This window comes from Streptomyces sp. NPDC088732 (genome assembly GCF_044751205.1).
GTDB lineage: Bacteria > Actinomycetota > Actinomycetes > Streptomycetales > Streptomycetaceae > Actinacidiphila.
The window spans coordinates 189,868-210,116 of sequence record NZ_JBIVLI010000004.1 but is presented as its reverse complement, the minus strand read 5'-3'; the positions used below and the strand labels follow the sequence as shown (position 1 = coordinate 210,116).

Below are 20,249 nucleotides of genomic sequence, written 5' to 3'. Positions count from 1 at the left end.
ACGATGCCGCCATCCCCCGAACGGGCGACGCACGCCGTCCCGGCGCGTCAGCGGAGCGGCTGGGCCCCTATAACGGAGAGCAGACGCAACTTCTCGTGGCTCTCGGTGCCGGGGATGGCCGTGTAGACGAGCAGTGAGTGGGCCTGTTCGGGATCGACCAGGCGCTGGCACGTGAGATCGAGGGGGCCGACCTCGGGGTGCACGAAGCGTTTCACCTCGTGGGCGCGTACGCCGATCTCGTGTTTGTCCCACGCCCGGCGGAACTCCTCGCTGCTGCCCAGGAGCAGGTCGGCCAGTTGCGCCGCGCGCGAGCCGGGCCCGCGGAGGGTGACGACCTCGCGCAGTCCCGAGGCGTACATGCGCGTGAGGAAGGCGTGTTCCTCCGGCGCGTAGCGCTGGCGTGCCGAGGGATCGGTGAACCACCGGAACCCGGAGCTGCGGGCCGGTCCGGTGTAGCGGGTCATGTCCCCGGACAGCGCGACGCTCATCGGGGTCTGCCGCAAGGTCTCGCCGAGCTCCGTGGCGATCTCCGCGGGGGTGTCGCTGAGGCGGTCGAGGATGCGCAGCAGGCCCGGGCTGATGTGCTCGCTGATCCCGCTGGGGTCCGGCGGCCGCTGTCCCGCGAGGCGGAAGAGGTGGTCGCGCTCGGCGAGCGAGAGATGCAGCCCCAGGGCCATCGAGGCGAGCATCTGGCTCGACGGCTGGGGCCCGCGCTCGCGTTCGAGACGGGAGTAGTAGTCGGTCGACATGTGGCAGAGCGCCGCGACCTCCTCCCGCCGCAGACCGCTCGTACGGCGCCGGGAGCCGCGTGGAAGGCCGACGTCCTCGGGTTGCAGCGACTCCCGGCGCTTGCGGAGGAACGCGGCCAGCCCGACGCGATCGATCATGGTCTCCCTCTCCCCGGTCCTGTGCCGTCCTTTCTACCGGCCGCGTCCGGCTGGAGCCACGGACCGGCGATCCCCCTCTCCCGCAGAAACGGAAGGGTGCATTCCCTTTTTCCGTATCCATGGATGGGCAGTCCCTGGAACGAGGTCGCGGTGTCCCCGAGTGTTGTTCCGGAAACAACGACCCAAGGAGTGCATCGTGGCTCGTCGCGAGATCGACATCACCATTCCGGACCTTTCCGGAAAGCGCGCCCTCGTCACCGGCGCCAGCGACGGAATGGGCCGGGAAATAGCCGCGCGGCTCGCCGCCGCGGGAGCGGAGGTCCTCATGCCGGTCCGCAATCCCGCCAAGGGCGAGAAAGCGATCCGGGAGATCCGGCACAGCGTTCCCGGGGCGAAGGTCTCCCTGCGCGTCCTCGACCTGGCCTCGCTCGATTCCGTCGCGGCCCTCGGCGACACCCTCCGGCAAGAGGGCCGGCCCCTCCACATCCTCGTCAACAACGCCGGCGTGATGGTCCCCCCGGCCCGGCAGGCCACGGCCGAGGGCCACGAGCTGCAGTTCGGCACCAACCACCTGGGCCACTTCGCGCTCGTGGGCCACCTCCTCCCGCTGCTGCGGGCCGGCCGCGCCCGCGTCACCTCGCAGGTCAGCATCGCCGCGCGCAGCGGCTCCATCAACTGGGACGACCTCAACTGGGAGCGCGGGTACGACAAGCAGCGCGCCTACGTCCAGTCCAAGATCGCCTTCGGGCTCTTCGGCATCGAACTGCAACGCCGCAGCGAGGCGAACGGCTGGGGCATCACCAGCAACCTCTCCCACCCCGGTGTCGCCCCCACGAGCCTGCTCGCCGCCCGCCCGGAACTGGGCCGCCCCAAGGACACACCCGCGGTCCGCCTCATCCGGGCGCTCTCGGCGAGCGGCATCCTCGTCGGCACCGTCGCCACGGCGAAACTGCCCGCATTGATGGCGGCGACCGATCCGGCCGCGAAGGCCGGCGCACTCTACGGGCCCAGCGGCCCCGGCAACCTGGGCGGGCCGCCCGCCGAGCAGCGGATGTACTCCCCGCTGAGCGGCGCGACCGACGCCGAACGCCAGCGGCTGTGGGACGTCTCCGAGCGGCTCACAGGGACCACCGTCTGATCCCCGCGCCCACGCGCATCACTTTCCCGTGAAATGGCGGACCCTGCGAAAGTCCGGATTCCACTTGGACGTCCTGTCTTCGAAATCCAGCGACAAGGAGTTCAGAGGTGAACGTCGTATCTCGCGCGGTCCTGGGACTGGGCGTACAGACGGAGCCGGCTCATTCGCGCCTGAGGTAGCTGAAGCCCGTATTCGGGCCGACGCAGGACTGGAGGGTCAGGTCGCCCCAGTAGAGGCCGTGGGAGGGGGTGCCGCGGCCGGGCTCGGTGTGGTGGGCGTAGACGCGGTACGTGAAGGTGCCGCGCGGGGTCGTGGCGGTGACGGCCGTGCCGATCGGCAGGGTGGCGAACCGCTGGAAGCCGCAGTAGTCGTGGCCCACGACGACGGCGGTGCGCAGGGCGTATCCGTCCTCGCTGCCGAGTTCGGGACCGTCCCACTGGACGGCGTCACGGCAGGCGTCCACGGTCTCCTGGTCGCCGCGGACGACCTGGGCCGACCAGTCGCCGATGTGGAGGGCGGTGACCGCGTCCGGTACCGGCGAGGAGGGCACCGGGGAGGCGGCCCGTGACGACGGCGGCGGCGAGGACGCCGGGGCGGTGGGCGTGGCCCGCGGGGTCGGCGGCGCGGACGGGGAGGGGGGCGCCGTGCGCGACAGATCCGGGAGTCCGGGCCGCGGCGACGCGGTGGTCGCGCCCGCGGACGGCGGGACCGGCGGGTGGGTCCGCGGCGGTGCCGACGGGGGGCGCCGGGGGGCCGCGGCGCGCGACGCCGTGCTGGTGACGGCCGGCGTGACCGGGGCAGCGGACGCCGACGGCGTCCGCGATCGGGTGGGGCTCGCGACGGGGACCGGCTCCGGCCCCGCGAGCGGTTCACCGGCCGGGGCCGGGGCGCCGCAGCCCGCGAGGGCCGCGCACGCCACCAGGCCCGCAACGGTCGCGGCCGCCCGGATGCCTCTCATCGCGCACCTCCGTTCGGACACCGATCGACTACCCGAAACGGCCGTTGACGTAATCCGTGGTGCGCTGGTCCTGCGGGTTGTTGAACATCGCGTCCGTGGCGCCGTGTTCGACGATGACACCCGGGGTGCCCTGCTCGGCGAGGAAGAACGCGCACTGGTCGGAGACGCGCGCGGCCTGCTGCATGTTGTGGGTGACGATGACGATGGTGACCTCGTGGGAGAGCTCGTGGATCGTCTCCTCGATGCGCCGGGTGGAGGTCGGGTCCAGGGCGGAGCACGGCTCGTCCATCAGCAGCACCCGGGGCCGCACCGCCAGCGAGCGGGCGATGCACAGGCGCTGCTGCTGGCCGCCGGAGAGGGCGCCGCCGGGCTGCCGGAGGCGATCCCGGACCTCCTTCCACAGGCCGGCCTTGGTCAGGCACTCCTCGACCAGGGCGTCCTTGTCCTGGCGGGCGGCCTTGATGCCGCCCATCTTGAGGCCGGCGACCACGTTGTCGTAGATCGACATCGCCGGGAAGGGGTTCGGCTTCTGGAAGACCATGCCGATCTGGCGGCGGGCCTGGGTGATGCGGCGCCCGCGGTCGTAGATGTCGTCGCCGTCGAGCAGCACCCGGCCGGCCAGCGACGCGGAGCCGACCAGCTCGTGCATGCGGTTGAGGATCCGCAGGAAGGTGGACTTGCCGCAACCGGAGGGGCCGATGAGCGCGGTGACCTGGTGGGCGGGCATGGTGAGCGACACCTCGTCCAGGACCTTGTGGTCGCCGAACCACGCGGAGATCGCGTCGGCCTCCAGGGTGGCCGGGCTGCCGCTCGCCACGGCGGCCGGGGCGGCGACCGGGGGGATGCGCAGGGTTTCGCCGACAAGCGTGTCGGTGGGATCGGACATGACGTGGCTCCCAGTGGTTCAGGGGTCGGTCAGAGCAGGTTGGGCAGCAGACGGGCGGCGGCGCCCGAGACGGCGAGGCCGAGCGCGACCAGGACGGGTACACCGGCGATCCAGGTCTGCCAGCGTCCCCACACGCGATGGGCCCAGGTGGTGAGCAGCGCCGCGCCGAGCAGCGCCAGCGACCACAGGAAGACCGGGAGCCAGACCGAGTTCTCGCGGCCCAGGGCCTGCTCGGAGCCCTCGATCCAGCCGGCGGCCTGCGGACGCGGCGGGTTGGGCTGGACATCGCTCACCAGGTCGGCGTCGACGCGCAGGACGCCGGAGGGGGTGTAGGCGGGGCCCTCGGCGGTGATGAGGGTGAGCCGGCCCCGGCCCTGTTCGAGGACGGACGGCAGCGGGTCGCCCGCGCGGCGGAGGCCGGTCACCTCGTAGCGGGCCGTGCCCTGCCCGGTGGTCAGCTCGATCGCGGTGCCGGGGGCCAGCCGGTGCAGATCGTTGAACGGGCCGCCGTACCCCCACTGGCGGCCCATGATCACGCTGGTGCCCGCCTGCCCCGGCAGCGGGGTGTCACGGCGGTGCCCGGGACCCGCCATCAGCACGCCGGAGGTGGTGCCCTCCTCTACGACCTCGTCCAGACCGAGTTCCGGGATGCGCAGCAACGCGACGGGGGCGCCGGGTTCGAGCGGCTTGCCGTCGAAGGTCCGCTGGCCCACCGGGGCGGTGCCCAGGGCAAGTTGCCGGCGCAGCTCGTCGTACGCCGTCCGCTGGTCGCGGGCGTGCTGGAGATTGCCCACGAGGGTGAGGTCGGCGGCGAAGCCGAGCAGCAGCGCGGCGAGGACGCACAGGGCCGCCCCGGCGAACGCGAGGCCGGGGCGGGTGAGCGGTGGCCCGGCATCCGGCGGGCGCGCGGGCGCGGGCGCCACGACGGGCGGGGGCGGGGACAGCGTGGTCACGGGGTGCGCTCCCTGTGGAGTGGTGTGGGTGGAGAAACGGAAGCGCGGGCGGCGGGGTGGGGCCCGCCGCCCGTGCTCCGCGGGCCGTTACGAGCGGGGCGGGCCGAAGGTCAGCAGCTTCCTGCGGCCGCCGAGCCGTACGAAGGCGAAGCCGGCCGCGGCCAGGACGACGGCGCCCACGCCGGAGAACAGCGCGATCTGGCTTCCGGTGGAGGCGAGGCCGCCCTGAGGCGAGTTCCCGCCGGAGCCGCCGGAGCCGGAGCCGCCGCTGCTGCCGGTGCCTCCGGTGTCACCGCTGCCGCCGGAGTCACCCGCGGTGTCGCCGCCGCTGGTCCCGGACGTCGTGCCGGACGTGTCCGTCGCGGAGTCCGTGGGCGACGGGGAGTCGGTGGGGTCGTCGGTCGGATCGTCGGTGGGCGTCGTGGAGTCGGTGGGGCTCGGGGACCCGGACGGCGGCTCGGGGACCTTGAACGCCATCGTCGGGAACGTCGGGTCGCAGTTCGGGGTCCACACCCAGTTGTAGTTGGGGCTGGCGACCGCGTCCTCGGGAACCGTGAGCGCCTCCCAGGTCACCACGCCGCCGGCGTCCGCCGTCCTGTCGGGGAACGTGGCATCCGTGGGACCGGCGCCCAGATTCATGGTCAGTCCGTACGAGTCGCCGGCTGCGCATCCCCGGAGGATCAGCTTGACCGTCTGGCCGCGCTGGAGCTCCGAGCCCGGGGCGATCCGCTGACCGGCGTTGTCGAGCATCTCGGCCCGCGGCAACTGCACCGTCACGGTCCGGGCCTCGGACTCGGACGCCCCGAACTCGGCGGGGTTGTCCGGGGTGAACCGGGCGATGATCGAGTGGCCTCCGTCGGACAGCGTCGACGTCTTGAACTCGGCCTTCCCGGCGGCGACCTGGACCGGCGTCTGGTTCAGCGGTGTCCCACCGTCCAGGAAAGTCACCGTGCCGACTGCCTCCGCCGGCGTGACCGTTGCCGTGAGCGTCACCTCCTGGCCCGGCTCGGGCTGGCTGGGGCTGTACTCCGGCAACGCGACAGTGACGGCCGTGGCACCCTCTCCGACCACCCAGTCGTCGCCGGTGACGGTGATTTGCTGGGTCCAGTACGGAGAGTCCGGGTGGGTGCCCGAGAAATCGTCCATGCATTGCAGACGCAGCTCGTAGGTGCCGTCACCGCTGAAGATCTGCGACAGGTCGTGGACCGCCAGATCGGGGTTGTCCGCCGCGGCCAGCGAAATCGTCTTCGCCGAGTCGTAGGGCCGGTCCGCGTCGTTGTAGATGCCGTCTATCGCGCGGACCTCTGTGCCGTCCTTGACCACATTGAGAAAAAGGCCCCAGTTGAAGGGGAAGGTGATCACGCCACCGTTTCCGTCGTCGATGACGAAGTCGGGGCACGCGGCAGGTATGCCGATGGTGCTGCCGAGCGGCTCCGGATCGCTCAACTTGCCGCTGGGCGCCATGGTGAAAGTCCCGATGGACGCCGCCCGGGCGGGCTGGGACTGGGATGCGACCAGGGTCACGAGGCCCAGGGCGAGCAGGGCGCAGGCGGCCGCGATCGATGCCGCTCTTCGGAAGGGATGGAGCACTGTCATGGCGATTGCCCCCCGGGGGACGGTTGGTGGACGGATAGGGCGACAGCACGTGGGGCCGGGCACCTGGAGGGTGCCCGGCCGTCACGCGGGGATCAGAGGACGATCACGGGTCAGCTCTTGCCCGTGAGGGTGGTCGCACCGCAGTTGGGGATGGCGGCGAAGCCGTAGGTCGTGATGGTGGTGGTGTCCTGGCAGACATCCGCCGTGTCGCCCGGGACGCTCGACTTCACCACGAACGCCTCGTCGATCGCGGCCTCGTTGAGCCGGGAGGTCTGGACGACGTTGTAGACGTCACGGGTGAAGACGAAGCTCGGGTTGAGCGCGAGCGCGCTGCCGGAGCCGGTGGTGGGTGCCACACCCCCGATGTTGCGCAGACGCGACTCGCCGCGGCGGTTCGGGACGCCCGGGAGGCTCTTGCCCTGGGCGATCCACTGGGCGACGGAGTACGGCATGATCTGGTTGAGGTTGGTGATCGCCGTACCGTCGTGCTCCTGGATGGTGTCGACCAGGCCGCAGCTCGCCTTGGCCGCGGTGATCTGCGCCTCGGAGACACTGATGGACGACAGCCAGTACGACCGGGTGCCGGAGCCGGCCTGCGGCAGCAGCGGCTGCACCGTGTGCACGGCGCCCGCGGCATCCGTGTACTTGCAGGTGGTGTAGATGTCGTGCAGCTGCGTCGTCGTCAGAGACGGGTTGCTCGAGGTGCCGGGCGCCTGGGACCCGATGGTGCTGCCCAGGTCGGTGGCGTACGTGACCGCGTCCTTGGCGAACGGGATCCAGGTGAGGTCCGCGCTGCTGGTGTCGTTCGGCTGACGCGAGGAGCGGGCGAAGTCGAGGCAGACGCTCCCCCCGTTCGCGATGTCGGCGTTGAGCAGCTTGATGCCGTTCGAGGAGCCGTTCGCCTCCGCGCGGGTGAACGTGCATCCGGGGGTCGTCGCCGGGTTCTTGGTGGTGAACGGGTCGGCGGCGCCCGACTGGGCGACGGCGTCCCACGACGTGACGTAGTTCGCGCCGCCGGCGTTCACGACGACGCTGCCGTTGGCCAGACCGTTCATGACGTACTGCGTGGTGTCCGAACCGACACCCGCCAGCTGACGGATCGGGGCGTCCGCGGACGCGGGGGCGGCCAGGATGCCGACGCCGAGCGCCGCGGCGCCGAGGATCGCGGCGCCGACCTTGGCGCGAGACTTGACGTTCACTTCAGAACTCCTTGTTTCGGGATTTCGAAGACTGGACGTTCAAGCTGAATCCGGATTTCCGTGCTGCCGACCCGTCGGCCGGCCACCGCATACGCTTCCAAGTTTTTAATGCGGTGGCCACCAATTCCCATGGAGGAAAAGGTTACGGGCAAGCCTCCTAGGTGTCTCCTAGGGGGTCCGCCGTTGCGCAAAACGAAGAAACACCGGGCCTGTCAGAGCCGCCGCCCCACCGAGAACAAGAACGGCGAGAAGGACCCAGCGGATCACTCCGAGGGCTTCGCCGGGGGTAATACCGGATTTCGCGACATTCTGCTGCGGCACGGCGGAAGGAGGCGCGGATCCGGGCGCGGCGGCCGATGAATTCGACGGCACCGCGCCGGGGCCGCCGCCGGCGCCACCGGTGTCGCCCCCCGTTCCGCCCGAGGACGCTCCGCCGGCGCCCGTGCCGGAGGACGTTCCGCCTGTTCCGGCCCCGGATGCGGGACCGCCGGAGCCACCGCCGGAGTCACCGCCCCCGGGATCGCCCGGTGCCGGCCCACCGGTCGAAGGGCCGTCCGCGGGCGCTCCTCGTTCCAGGGCGTCGGCGGCAGCCTCGGCCTGCTGGCGGAGCTTCGTCGGCAACGGCGCGTAGCCGGGCGGAAGTTCGCCTGCCGACCGGCCCGGCGTCTGGCCCGGCCCCGCGGCGAACCTGATGAAATTCGCGTACGCCTTGCGGGCCTGCGCGTCCTGGTTCACCGAAGCGGCGGCGTAGGTCACCGCGGTCAACGGGTACGCCTGGCCCTTGGCCCGTGCCGGATCGGGCTTGAGCACGGCGGAGTTGTCCGGCCACGGTCGCATGGCATCGACGCCTGCCTGCAGCGTGCCGGCCGAGGGCCTGACGAAGTTTCCGTCCGCATTGCGCAGGGCCGCTGTCGGCAGTCCGTAACGCTCCGCGGACGCGGCATCGACGATCGCCATCACGGCATGGTGGCCCGGGAAGATCTCGTCGGCCTTGAGACCCCTGGCGTTGGTGGTGGAGCCCACATCCTGCTGGATGGTTCGGCCGTTGTGGCCCCGGCGGGTACGCAGGGCGCCGTCGTGCAGATCGGCCACGTACGGGGCGAGGTCGATGATTCCGTAGTCGGGCGGGTCCGGCGGGAGTCCGGCCAGGGCCGGGGCGCGCGTCTCGTCCACCTTGGGGAAGTTGTTCAGGGCCGTGTCCAGGCCCAGGTCCTTGAAATAGGGGTTCAATTTCATTCCCCAGGGGTCTTTCTTTCCGGCAAGGAAGTCCCGGGCGTCCTTGTCCGCCTGGAGCCAGTTCCAGATCATGCGCGCGGTGTCAGAATTCCCCTGCGGAACAATGAGGCTCATGGGCGTAATCTGACCAGGGAATTCCGGGTTCAGTTCCTTGAATTCCGGGTCCTGGGTCCAGTAATCAGGATTGCCTTTCACATGCCCCGGAACAGGGATGGCCCACGGCACGTCTCTCACATAGGAATGGGTGAGCATTTTGGCCACGAGCCGCGGTGTCAGATTCATGTCGCGCACCACGCCGGAAGGGCCTTCTATGAAGAAGGCGAACCCCAGACCGGACAACGCCACCGGAGCGTGCACGACGGATGGTCCGCCTGCCGGCTGAACCACCGGGTCGACGGTGACCCCCAGCCCGGGCGTCTGGGGCGTGGTGCTCAGTACCTCGCCCCTGGCGCTCTCCTCGTCCTCCCGGTTGAAGACGAACGTGCTCCCCGTGGACGAGCACAGCGTCGGCCCCCACGACGCGACCGCGTCGTCGGCCAGTTCGGAACCCGATACGGTTCGCTCCGCCTGGCCCACCTGGCAGAACGAGCCGATCGGCTGGAAGTCCAGGCGGAAGACGATCCGCTGGGCCCAGTTCGTCGCGGACAGCGGCGAGGTGTCGAGCTTGTTGCCCGCGCCCCTGTCACTGCCGTCCGCGTCGTAAGTGCCGCGCGGCACGACGACCAGCCAGCAGGAACGCGGAGTGACGGCAGCGCCGGGCGGCGCCGTGTTCGCACCGCAGCCGAGATGGTCGGCCTGGCTCCCGTCCTGTACTTCGAATCCCACTTCACCCGTGCCGTTGCCGAAGATCCGGCCGGCTATCTGCTCGTTGGTGTCCAACGGCCCGAAGTACGTGTAGTCCGTGGAGGACGTGGTGGGCGCCCCGTGGACGGGACGGAAGGGCACGAAGTTGTTGGTGCCGGGGTACTGCGTCTCCCCGGGATCGCCGACGCCGGACCCGGTGCTGGCGACCCGCCGGCTACTGGTCATGATGCCGGGAAGCGGAACTCCTGTGGCGCCGAATTCGCACTGCTCTCGCGCGGGCCCGGCCGGATCGTCGCCCCAGCACTGCATGATCTGCAGGAAGTTGGTGTTGAACTGGGTGTCCGACTCCGTCGGCGTCCCGCCTTCCCAGCTGACCCGCACGCTCTGGGAGCGCAGGTCCTTGGTCTGGTGGACGGTCACCTTCAGGTGGGAGAAGTCGTTGTACGTGCCCTTGGTCCCCGTCTTCGTCACCGCGGAGGACTCCGCGCCGGCGTCCGCGGCGGCGGCGGTGCCGGTGGGCGGCAGCGGGACCAGGGCCACCACGAGGGCGGCCAGCAGCGAGCCCACGGCCAGGAGGATGCGCGGCCGGGGCCGGTTCAGTGCGGTCCTCATGCCGAGCCGCCGTTCCGGCGGGCCCGGTTGGCCATCACGCGGGCGACGAGTGGTGGTCCGACGACGACACCGAGCAGCAGCACGGCCGACAGTGCCATCAGTGCGGTGCGCAGTCCGAGGGCGTCGTCCGTGCCGAGGGAGACCGGACTGGCGACGACGGAGGTGTCGCCGGTCTGTTCGGTGCTGACGAGCTGACCGGTGTCGGGGTCGAGCACGGTCCCACCGCTCGTCCCGCCCGCCGCGGTGCCGGGGTCACCGGTGGTACCGCCGCTGCCGCCCGTCGATCCCGTCGCCCCCGTGGAGCCGCTGCCTCCCGCGGAACCCGTGGAGCCGCTGCCGCCGGTCGATCCCGTGGAACCGCTGCCTCCCGTGGAACCCGTGGAACCGCTGCCGCCGGTCGATCCCGTCGCCCCCGTGGAGCCGCTGCCCCCCGTGCTGGACGTGCCGCCGGAGGTGCCGCTCGGCACGGTGGGCTGCTGGGCGCCGGCGGTGCCGTCGGCGCACTGGTCGGGGCCCTTCTTGTCGCACGCCTTCGGCTGCGGGGCGTTGAGGATCAGGGTGTTCCTGCCGCCGGAGAAGGTCGGGTTGTTGCACGTGTTGATGTCGATGGTGTTCCCCACGGCCCCGGGGATCTTCCGGGTCTGCGCCATGGCCGCCTCCACCAGGTTGCGCGGCAGCGGCGAGTAGCCGAGCCGGTCCGCCAGCTGCTGGCCCTCGCACAGGAAGTAGTTGTTGAAGGCGCTCAGCGTCCTGCCCTTGGCCTGGGTGAAGCCCATCTCCTCCTTGGTCGGGATGATCATGTAGCTGTAGCTGGACAGCGGGTAGGTCCGGTCGTCGCCGTACCGGTAGACGTTGTCCAGCTGCTGCGTCAGGTAGTTCGCGGAGCGCGGGTCGTTGTTGATCTCGGCCTTCGTCAGGGCGACGGCCACGCTGGACGCGGTCGGCTCGACGTAGTAGCCGGCCCTGTTGAGCACCTTGACCACCGGGAAGCCCGCGTTCCTGGCGTACGAGTACTCGACGTAGGTGATGGCGCCTTCGGCCTGGGGCTGCCGGGTGTAGCCGGCCACGCCGAGGGAGCCCGACTGGGAGACGAAGCCGGAGCCGGGGATGTTCGGGAAGTACGACGTCAGTCCGCAGGGCGGTGTCTTGCCGGCCCGGCGGCAGTAGTCGTTCCAGAGCCCGGAGTGCTCCTTGGACATCCAGAGGGTGAACTGCGCGGTGGTACCGGAGCCGTCGGAGCGGACGACCGGGACGATGCGCCGGGCCGGAAGGGTCAGCCTGGGATTGTCGGCCTTGATCTCCGGCGAGTTCCACATGGTGAGCTTGCCGGTGAAGATCTTGCTGAGCACATCCCCGGACAGCCGGAGGTTGGTGACCTGCCGACCGCCGATCTTCAGGTTGTACATGAACGAGGTACCGCCGGCCACGATCGGCATGTAGGCGTACTTGCGCGTGGGCGGGGGGTCCTGCTGACCCAGGTCGGTGAGGCCGTACGGAATCTCGGACACACCGAAGTCGGACGTCCCGGACGCGAACTGGCTGCGGCCGACCGTGGAGCCGACCGACGCGTAGTTCACGGTCATGCCCTGCTGGCGGACGTTGCGCCGCCACTGCTCGATGGCGTTGGCGCTCCAGGTGGAGCCGGATCCGCTGATCTTCGTGTAGGAGGCCGCGGCGGCGCCCGGCGGCCGGACCGCCAGCAGCGCGCAGACCACGGCGACGAACAGCGCCAGTGCCTGGTACGCGCGCAGGGGGCGCGTACGGCGGACGGGTGCGGGTATCACGGGGTGCTCCTCGTCGGTGCGGGACGGACTGGCGACTGGTCTGCTGTTGCGGACGGCGCGAAGCGCCGGGCGTCACGCTGCGAGGCCCTGACCGCGCGATGCTCCTGACGATGCGTCAACTTGCCCGGACCGCGGCCGCCGAAGATGCGGGCCATGACGAACAGGACGAGCACCAGCACCAGCAGCACCGCCGCGGTGCCGAATCCGCGGGCGATGTAGGTGGGCTCGGGGGACTTGACGAGTTCGAAGGCGGCGAGCGGCAGCGACACCATCGGGTCGTGGAGCGGATTGGTGTTGAGCTCCGCGGTGAAACCGGCGGTCAGCAGCACCGGTGAGGTCTCGCCCACGCCGCGCGCGGTACCCAGGATGACCGCCGTGGTCAGCCCGGACCGCGAGGTGGGCAGCACCACGTGCCAGACGGTGCGCCACCGCGAGGTGCCGAGCGCGTAGGACGCCTCGCGCAGCGTGCCGGGAGTCAGCCGGATCACCACGTCCGAGGCGCGGATGATGATCGGCAGCATCATCACGGAGATGGCGAGCGCGGCAGCGAGACCGGACTGGTCGAAGCCCAGCCCCAGGATGAACATGGCGTAGATGAACAGACCGGCGACGATGGACGGCAGCGCGGTCATCGCCTCGACGATGGTGCGGACGAACCGGCTGAAGGCACCGGGGATCTCGTTGAGGAAGACCGCGCACACCAGCCCGGCCGGGATGCAGATCACCAGCGCGATGCCGATCTGCCACAGCGTGCCGACGATCGCGTGCAGGATGCCACCGACGTCGAGCGGTTCGAGCGGACCGGCATCGGCCATCGACTGGGTGTAGAAGTTCAGGTGCGGCAGTGCCTTGCGGCCCTCGAACAGGGTGAAGACGACCACGAACGCCAGCGCGGTCAGCATCACCAGACCGAGACTCTGGACGACCGCGGCGGCCACCCGGTCCCGGACCGCGGGACCGTCCTCGTCGAAGGAGACCGTCAGCGCGTAGATGCCGATGAAAAGCGCGTAGGCGATGACGACGAAGCCCAGCGCGCCGTTGAACGGCAGCAATCGGTCGTAGAGCAGCCAGGTGACGGCGACGGACGCGGCGCCGGCGCCCACCATCGCGTACATGTCGGTGGCACGCAGGGTGGACAGGTTGCGGCGCGCCTCACCGCGCGCCGTACCGTCGCCGGTCCGGCGTCCGGGCAGGTTGGTGCCCGCGCCGGATCCTTTCTGCGGACCACCGGGGTTCGGCCCGGGACGCAGGCCCTGCCCGGTCTTCTGGCTCTGTGAAGCGGTGACGGTCATCGGACTCGGTCTCCTAGGAGTCGCTCGCCGCGCCGGAACGGCTGCGGGCGACGATCGACGACGCGGCGAAATTGACGACGAGGGTCATCAGGAAGAGCGCGAGGCCGGCGGCCATCAGCGCCGACATGCCGAACGGGGTGGCCTCGCCGTACCGCAGGGCGATCAGGGAGGAGACCGAGTTGGCGCCGTTCTGCAGGATGTGCGGCTGGATCGCGAAGACCGGCGAGATGATCATGTAGACGGCGATGGTCTCGCCCAGTGCCCGGCCCAGGCCCAGCATGGTGCCGCCGATCATGCCGCCCTTGCCGAAGGGCAGGACGACGCTGCGGATCATGCCCCAGCGGTTCGCACCGAGCGCGTACGCCCCCTCCCGCTCGCCGACCGGCGCCTGCGAGAAGACCTCCCGCATCACCGAGCAGGTGATCGGCGCCACCATCAGGGCCACGACCATGCCCGCGATGAAGGTGGAGGAGGTGTACACCGTCGCGGTGGCGAGCGGGTCGTTCGGATCCGAGCCGTCCACCTTGAAGGCCGGTATCCAGCCGAAGTAGGTGGAGATCCAGCGCGAGACGGTGACCACGTGCCCCTGGTAGTAGAAGAGGCCCCACAGGCCGTAGACCACCGACGGCACCGCGGCCATCAGGTCGACGACGCTGATGAGGGTCTGACGGATCCGCGGCGGGGCGAACTCGGAGATGTAGAGCGCGGTACCGAGAGCGAGCGGCACCGCGAACACGATGGCGACAGCGGCGATGAGCACCGTACCGACGAGCACCGCCGCGATGCCGAAGTTGTGCGCCTCCGGCTCCCACGCCTGCGTGGTGATGAAGGACCACTTCGCGACCGACAACGCCTGCCAGGCCCGGTAGGTCAGGAAGCCGCCGACAAGCAGCATGATCGCGAGGACCAGGGCGCCGCCGCCGCGCAGAATGGCCCGGAACACGCGGTCGGACAGGCCTGGGTCCGGGTACAGGCGTCTCGGCGGTCGAGGGGCCGGAGCCACTGGCTGTTCGGATGTTCGCGTCGTCACGTGCTACGACACTTCTGGGACGCGGTGGACACCCGCGCACACGAATGTGAACGAGACGCCCCCTAGGGGCAACTTCCGGCAACAGCCGTGTGTGGATTTCATTTCAGTCGGCGTCGTCCCACAACGCCGCCCGCCCCGAACCGAGTTCGGTCAGGACCGCACGGAAACGGTCGTATGCCGTCCGGCACGTCGAGTGCCGCTCATAGGCGCGCGAGGCCACGGCGACGGACCGGCCGCTGCGGTCGCGCACCCGCCAGACCCAGCCGTTGCCCTCGGCGGAATGGTGCAGTTCGCCGGGTAAGCCCTCGGCCTCCGCACACAGGTACTCGAACGCGGCACGGCACTCGCCGTAATCCCTGTACACGGTCGCGGCCACGGCGATCACCCGGCCGTTCGACGCGGTGAGCCGCCACGAGTAGGAGCCGTCCGCCTCGATGTCTATCTGGCAGCGCGTGCCCGGTACGGCCGCGCCCCCCCTAAGTGCCGCCATCCCCGCCCCTGTTGTCTGATGTCAGGAAACGTTGCATGTGCTGTTCGTGGTTGAGCGCTCATGCAGCACACGCAGGGTAATCAGACAAGAGTGCACTGTGGTCGTGCCGGTTGGCTGCACGAGCCACGCTTCGCGGCGATGTTGCCCCTCGTTCATCCGGCGGACTCACAGGAACCCCACAGCCACGGGGCCCGCGCCGCCGGCCGATCGCGGGCCGGCCGCCCCCCTCCGGGCGGCGGGCCAGGACCGCGACGGTGCGTCCGTGGCCGCCGGGTCGACTGAAATTCGGATTGTGTTTCTCCTTCGGTTTCCCGGGAAATCGACGCGAACGATATTCCGCATTGTTTCCCCTGACGGAAATCGACGACCGGCTTCTCTCTTTTGGAGAAAACGTTCCGAACTCTCCACAGGATGAGTACGCTGCACACGTCAATTCGAGTCTGCCAGGGGGAGATTGGCAGGCTGTGGCACTCACCTTGGGGAATTCGCATGCGTATTAGCTCAGTCGTCGCCGCCACGTCCGGCGTCCTGGCCCTGTCCGCTCTCGCCCTGCCGGCCGCCCAGGCGGACCAGAAGTACGGCGACACCGAGATCACCAGCGTGGTCGTCAACGACGGCCGGCCCGTCGTCGTCGGCACGACCGAGAGAGACTTCACCGTCAAGGTCACCGCGACGGACCCGTCCGGCCTGGACCAGATCAACGCGTTCCTGTACCACGGCACGTTCGAGAACCAGGATGTCACCGTGCCCTCGGCGGCGGCCTGCGAACCGACCACTGCCACCACCAGCACCTGCACCCTGACGTTCACCCTCACGCCCGGCACCGTTCCGGCCGACGGCTCGCTGGCCGGCGCCTGGAGCCTCTCCGCCTACGCGATCGCTCCCGACAGCGACGCCGTCTTCCTGGACGCCGCCGCCACCTTCAACGTGCAGCGCGACACCCGTGTGACCGCCGACGCCACCCCCGAGCCGGTGAAGTTCGGCAAGAACCTCACCGTCAAGGGCAGCGTGCAGCACGCCGACTGGGCGGCGGGCGCCTACGCCCCGGCCGCGGCCGGCCGCCCCGTCGCGCTGCAGTTCCGCCTGGCCGACTGCGACTCCTGGATCACCGTCAAGACCGTCAGGACCGCCGCCGACGGCACTGTCTCCACCACCGTCCCGGCGCTCCTCGACGGTTCCTACCGCTGGTCCTGGGCCGGCACGGCCGACACCGCGGCCGCGGTCTCCGATGCCGACTACGTCGACGTCCGCTGAGCCCTGAGCAGCCGCCGGCGCCGGGCCCCCACGGGGTCCGGCGCCGCACTCTTTCCCCCATCGGTGAATGCGGCGAGCAAGGGGGTCCTGCGGGGCAAATTCAAGATGAATCCGCCGGACCGGCAATAACTTCCGCACGGAAGCAAAGCGCGCGCCCGCCCTACGGAATTCGGTCCTGACGTGCCGTTCTTGTTTTCCGGGATCTCTTTTCGCGGGTGGATCATGCGGGAGCGGCCTATTGACGGAGAGGGCGTCCACGGGGTTGGGTCATTCGCTCTTCACGCCGTCCCCGGACGCGCGACGGCCAGGCGCGGCACTACATCTGAAATATCACCGGGCCAGGCTGGTGCCCGGTCGCCGTAATCCATGACCGCACGGACCGTCTGCCGTGTCCGGCGGACAGCGGAACGACCGGGCGTCGGGACGTCGGGACGCCGGACGACCGGACGTCGGGACGACCTGCCGTGCGGGGGCTCCACAGAGCGCCCCTCACCGGCGGCAGTCCGGCCGCACGGCTGCTCGCGACCCGGGCGGCGGGCACGATCGCCCTCCTGCCTTCCCGGGCGAAGCCGTCACGCGCCGGCCCCGGGGTCCCGGCCCCGAGCGGGACCGCCCGCGGTACTCGGGCGGCCCGACGCCACGGGTGCCACCCGGCCCCGAGCGCCACGACGGTTCACCCCAGGGCGAGCAGCACCACCAGGGCGATCGCCCCGGCCACGGCGGGGGCGATCACCTCGTACGCCCAGCGCACCGTGACCTCGCCCTGGGCGGTGTCCCGGCCCGCGTTCTTCTCGGCGAGCTCCCGCAAGTCGGCGACGACCTGGTCGGACCAGGCCCGGGTGGGGGCGGCGGCGTCCGGCGCGCCGAAGCGCCCCTTCGCCGTCGCGCCCGAAGCGTTCCCGGACGCCGCCCGGGACTGGGCCCGCACCGCGCGCTTGCGGGCGCGCATCGACACCGGGACCGCCCACAGCTGGTACTTCTTCGCCCCGGCGAACAGCTCGGTGGAGTACCCGGCACGCAGTCCCTCCACCTCCGCCCAGGGCGCGACGATGGTCCGGAAGGGATTGCGCACCCGCAGCCGGTCCTCCCCCGCGAACACCACCGGGCGCAGGCTGAAGGCGATGATCAACGGCACGACCAGCACCAGCAGTGCCAGAGCGACCCAGGGAGTGCGGCCGTCGCCCCGGACCATCGCGTCGATGCCGAGCCACAGCGCGATGGCGAGCATGACCACACCGCCGGCGATACCGGCCGACGAGCGGTAGGACCGGTCGGCGTACTTCGGCTGCCCCGGATCGGGCTGCGGGTCGGGGGCGGGGGTCTGCGAGCTCGTCATGAGATCAGATTGTGCCCGACGGGCCGCCGCTGCCTCGCGGGGCGGAGGTTGCGTTAGTGCATCGGCGTCAGCCACTCACCTTCTGCTGGTACGCGGTGTCCTGCCGCGAGTCGTAGACCAGCGTGCCCGCCGCGTTGTAACCCTTGACGCGCGGCGCCGAGGTCACGGACTCGGTGAGTATGCCGGTGGCCGTGTAGTAGCCGTGGTCGAGCGCGGCCTCCTCGGTGACGCCTCCGTAGGAGACGGTGACCCGGGCGACCTGGGGCTCGACCGTGCCGATGCTGCCCCAGCGGTAGGGGAGCCTCCATGCGTGGCCGGGGAGCACCGTCTGCTGGTAGAGCTTCGTGGCGTTGATGTCGGGTGCGACCGCGCCCCGGCCCGGGTCGTCGTCGGCCCCGGAGTTGATGCCGGAGGCCTGGCCGTCCCTGATGTCGCAGATCAGGCGCTGGGACGTCGAGTGCAGCCTGTCGACTGCGACGACGCTGAACCCGTCCCCCGGCGAGTTGTCGTCACCGGTGGCCCTCAGGGCGAGGATCACGCGGTAGTCCTCGGCCGCCCAGGAGAGGGAGTCCCCCGGGAACGCATGCTTCCGGTCGAAGCGCAGGCACTTGTCGAGCCCTTCGGCTGCCTGCCGCATCGTGATCCCGTCCACGAGCTGCCCCGGCGTGGCCGGTCCCGCGGGCCCGGACGGTGTGCGGGAGGCACGCACCGCCGGCGCGGAGGACTGCGGACGTACCGTGCCGGCGCTCTTCGCGGGCACGGTTCCGGCGGCCGGCTGCCCGGTCGCCCCGCCCCCTTCCAGCTGGAAGTGCACGGCCACCGCCGTCGACGGCACCGCCACCAGTGCCGCCAGGCCCGCTCCGGCCACGGCCAGACGCCGGCGGCGGTCGTTCCTGCCCTGCCGCACGATCGAGGCGTAGGGCGCCTCACCGGGACGGAATCCGTCCGTCTCCCGCTCCAGCAGATCGCGCAGCCTCGCCTCGAACGGGGTGTCCTCCGGCTCCCCCGCCGCCCCGCTCCCGCTGTCCGTGCCGCCCGGACGGTCCTGCCGGTCCTGCCGGTCCCGTCCGTCCGGTCCGTCCTGCTCCATGCCGCTCATCGGCCCCTCCTCCTGCCTGTGCCTACCTCGCCGTGTCGCGCCGGCCCCTCTTCCGGGCCGGCGCCCGCCATCACCGCTTCCGCCCCCAGGTGGCCGCGGAGTTTGGCCAGGCCCCTGGCGGCCTGGCTCTTGACCGTCCCCACCGAGCAGCCCAGCACCTGGGCGACCTCGGTCTCCGACAGGTCGTCCCAGTACCGCAGGACCACCACCGCCCGCTGCCGGGCGGGGAGTTCGCCGAGCGCGTCCAGCAGCACCTCGCGCTGGGCGATCCGCGCCGTCGGATCGGCCCCCGCGCCGTCCGGCGGTGCGTCGACCAGCCGCTCCGGCACCCGTTTCTTGCGGAACCGGTCGTTGTTGCAGGTGATCAGGATCCGGCGCACATAGGCGTCGGGGTTGTCCCTGCGCTGGAGCCTGCGCCAGGACCGGTAGGCCTTGGCGAGCGCCGTCTGGGCCAGGTCCTCGGCGTGATGCCTGTCACCTGTGAGGAGATAGGCGGTCCGCACCAGATGGGCCCATCTGGCACGGACGTAGCCTTGGAACTGCGCCTCGTCGTCCGGATTCATCGATGACCCCCTTCACCTCCCAGACCACCGGTCGCGTGAAATCGGTTGCTCGGCCCGGCCCCCGGTCCTCACGAATCCCCCACTCGGGTGGTGACATGTGCTACGCGCGTAGATATGCTCATGTGGTGACCATGCCCACCACAGTTCCCGCTCACGGCCCGGACGCCGCGGCGAGGCTGGCGTCGATGTCCGACGTCACGTCCTCCGACGCCGCGCTGCGCCGCTTCCTGCACGGGCTGCCCGGCGTCGACGCGGTCGGCCTCGAGGCCCGCGCCGCCAGCCTCGGCACCCGCTCGATCAAGACCACGGCGAAGGCGTACGCCATCGACCTGGCGATCTCCATGATCGACCTGACCACGCTCGAAGGCGCGGACACCCCGGGCAAGGTCCGGGCGCTGTGCGCCAAGGGCGTCACGCCGGACCCCACCGACCGCACGGCCCCCCAGGTCGCCGCGATCTGCGTGTACCCCGACATGGCCGCGATCGCCAAGGAGTCCCTCGGCGCCTCCGGCGTCCGGGTCGCCTCCGTCGCCACCGCCTTCCCGGCCGGCCGCGCCGCGCTGCCCGTCAAGCTCGCCGACACCGCCGACGCGGTGGCCGCCGGGGCCGACGAGGTCGACATGGTCATCGACCGGGGCGCCTTCCTCTCCGGCCGCTACCTGAAGGTCTTCGAGGAGATCAAGGCGGTCAAGGAGGCCTGCCTCCGCCCCGGGGGCGGCGCCGCCCGGCTCAAGGTGATCTTCGAGACCGGTGAGCTGGCGACGTACGACAACATCCGCCGCGCCTCCTGGCTCGGCATGCTCGCCGGCGCCGACTTCATCAAGACCTCGACCGGCAAGGTCGCGGTCAACGCGACCCCCGCCAACACCCTGCTGATGCTGGAGGCCGTGCGCGACTTCCGCGCCGCCACCGGCGTCCAGATCGGCGTGAAGCCCGCCGGCGGCATCCGCAGCTCCAAGGACGCCATCAAGTTCCTGGTGCTGGTGAACGAGACCGTGGGCGACGAGTGGCTGAGCAACGAGTGGTTCCGCTTCGGCGCCTCCAGCCTGCTGAACGACCTGCTCATGCAGCGCCAGAAGCTGAGCACCGGCCGCTACTCCGGTCCCGACTACGTGACGGTGGACTGAGACCT

17 protein-coding genes are annotated in these 20,249 nt (G+C 70.8%); 3 read left to right on the top strand and 14 right to left on the bottom strand.

What is annotated here, in order from left to right; all coding sequences use genetic code 11:
• Positions 1-47: 47 nt before the first annotated feature.
• Complete coding sequence (locus ACIP9H_RS08870; RefSeq protein WP_401580936.1) at positions 48-887, bottom strand: helix-turn-helix transcriptional regulator; 840 nt, start codon at positions 885-887, stop codon at positions 48-50.
• A gap of 196 nt (positions 888-1,083) precedes the next feature.
• Between ACIP9H_RS08870 and ACIP9H_RS08865 the strand changes: the two genes are divergently transcribed.
• Entirely contained in the window at positions 1,084-2,025 is a 942-nt protein-coding gene (locus tag ACIP9H_RS08865) for an SDR family oxidoreductase (protein ID WP_401580938.1), read from the top strand.
• Positions 2,026-2,185: 160 nt separating this feature from the next.
• Here the strand turns inward: ACIP9H_RS08865 and ACIP9H_RS08860 are convergent, their stop codons facing one another.
• The 10 genes from ACIP9H_RS08860 to ACIP9H_RS08815 form a co-directional block, all read right to left on the bottom strand.
• Positions 2,186-2,983 (bottom strand): hypothetical protein, encoded by a 798-nt coding sequence (locus ACIP9H_RS08860; protein ID WP_401958380.1) that lies wholly within the window; start codon positions 2,981-2,983, stop codon positions 2,186-2,188.
• 28 nt (positions 2,984-3,011) lie between these two features.
• Complete coding sequence (gene pstB, locus ACIP9H_RS08855) at positions 3,012-3,869, bottom strand: phosphate ABC transporter ATP-binding protein PstB (RefSeq protein ID WP_401580942.1); 858 nt, start codon at positions 3,867-3,869, stop codon at positions 3,012-3,014.
• 29 nt (positions 3,870-3,898) lie between these two features.
• Positions 3,899-4,822, bottom strand: a complete 924-nt coding sequence (locus tag ACIP9H_RS08850; protein WP_401958377.1) for a sortase — start codon at positions 4,820-4,822, stop codon at positions 3,899-3,901.
• Between the two features lie 87 nt (positions 4,823-4,909).
• A complete protein-coding gene (locus tag ACIP9H_RS08845; RefSeq protein WP_401958375.1) occupies positions 4,910-6,418 on the bottom strand; it encodes an Ig-like domain-containing protein in 1,509 nt (502 codons plus the stop codon).
• A 110-nt stretch (positions 6,419-6,528) separates the two neighbouring features.
• Positions 6,529-7,617, bottom strand: a complete 1,089-nt coding sequence (locus tag ACIP9H_RS08840; protein WP_401580947.1) for a hypothetical protein — start codon at positions 7,615-7,617, stop codon at positions 6,529-6,531.
• Positions 7,618-7,785: 168 nt separating this feature from the next.
• Positions 7,786-10,224, bottom strand: a complete 2,439-nt coding sequence (locus tag ACIP9H_RS08835) for a hypothetical protein (RefSeq protein ID WP_401958372.1) — start codon at positions 10,222-10,224, stop codon at positions 7,786-7,788.
• 41 nt (positions 10,225-10,265) lie between these two features.
• Complete coding sequence (gene pstS, locus ACIP9H_RS08830) at positions 10,266-12,053, bottom strand: phosphate ABC transporter substrate-binding protein PstS (RefSeq protein ID WP_401958369.1); 1,788 nt, start codon at positions 12,051-12,053, stop codon at positions 10,266-10,268.
• The gene (pstA, locus tag ACIP9H_RS08825) at positions 12,050-13,345 is read right to left on the bottom strand and encodes a phosphate ABC transporter permease PstA (RefSeq protein WP_401580950.1); all 1,296 of its coding nucleotides are present in this window, start codon (positions 13,343-13,345) and stop codon (positions 12,050-12,052) included. Before pstA ends, pstS begins: the two co-directional genes overlap by 4 nt.
• 13 nt (positions 13,346-13,358) lie before the next feature.
• Positions 13,359-14,288, bottom strand: coding sequence for a phosphate ABC transporter permease subunit PstC (gene pstC / locus ACIP9H_RS08820; RefSeq protein WP_401580951.1), 930 nt, complete (start codon positions 14,286-14,288; stop codon positions 13,359-13,361).
• 190 nt (positions 14,289-14,478) lie between these two features.
• Positions 14,479-14,865, bottom strand: coding sequence for a hypothetical protein (locus tag ACIP9H_RS08815; RefSeq protein ID WP_401580953.1), 387 nt, complete (start codon positions 14,863-14,865; stop codon positions 14,479-14,481).
• Between the two features lie 489 nt (positions 14,866-15,354).
• Between ACIP9H_RS08815 and ACIP9H_RS08810 the strand changes: the two genes are divergently transcribed.
• Positions 15,355-16,119: a DUF5707 domain-containing protein gene (locus ACIP9H_RS08810; RefSeq protein ID WP_401580954.1), complete on the top strand. Its 765-nt coding sequence runs from the start codon at positions 15,355-15,357 to the stop codon at positions 16,117-16,119.
• 673 nt (positions 16,120-16,792) lie between these two features.
• Here ACIP9H_RS08810 and ACIP9H_RS08805 read toward each other — a convergent pair.
• From ACIP9H_RS08805 to ACIP9H_RS08795, 3 genes are all read right to left on the bottom strand, one after another.
• A complete protein-coding gene (locus tag ACIP9H_RS08805; protein ID WP_401580956.1) occupies positions 16,793-17,455 on the bottom strand; it encodes a PH domain-containing protein in 663 nt (220 codons plus the stop codon).
• A gap of 67 nt (positions 17,456-17,522) precedes the next feature.
• Positions 17,523-18,554, bottom strand: a complete 1,032-nt coding sequence (locus ACIP9H_RS08800) for a hypothetical protein (RefSeq protein ID WP_401958363.1) — start codon at positions 18,552-18,554, stop codon at positions 17,523-17,525.
• Positions 18,551-19,117 carry a SigE family RNA polymerase sigma factor gene (locus ACIP9H_RS08795; protein WP_401580960.1) on the bottom strand — a complete coding sequence of 189 codons (567 nt, stop codon included), beginning with the start codon at positions 19,115-19,117 and terminating at the stop codon, positions 18,551-18,553. The genes ACIP9H_RS08800 and ACIP9H_RS08795 overlap by 4 nt, the downstream gene beginning before the upstream one ends.
• 131 nt (positions 19,118-19,248) lie before the next feature.
• Here ACIP9H_RS08795 and deoC point away from each other — a divergent pair, with 131 nt between their 5' ends.
• Positions 19,249-20,244 carry a deoxyribose-phosphate aldolase gene (deoC, locus tag ACIP9H_RS08790; RefSeq protein WP_401958359.1) on the top strand — a complete coding sequence of 332 codons (996 nt, stop codon included), beginning with the start codon at positions 19,249-19,251 and terminating at the stop codon, positions 20,242-20,244.
• Positions 20,245-20,249 lie beyond the last annotated feature (5 nt).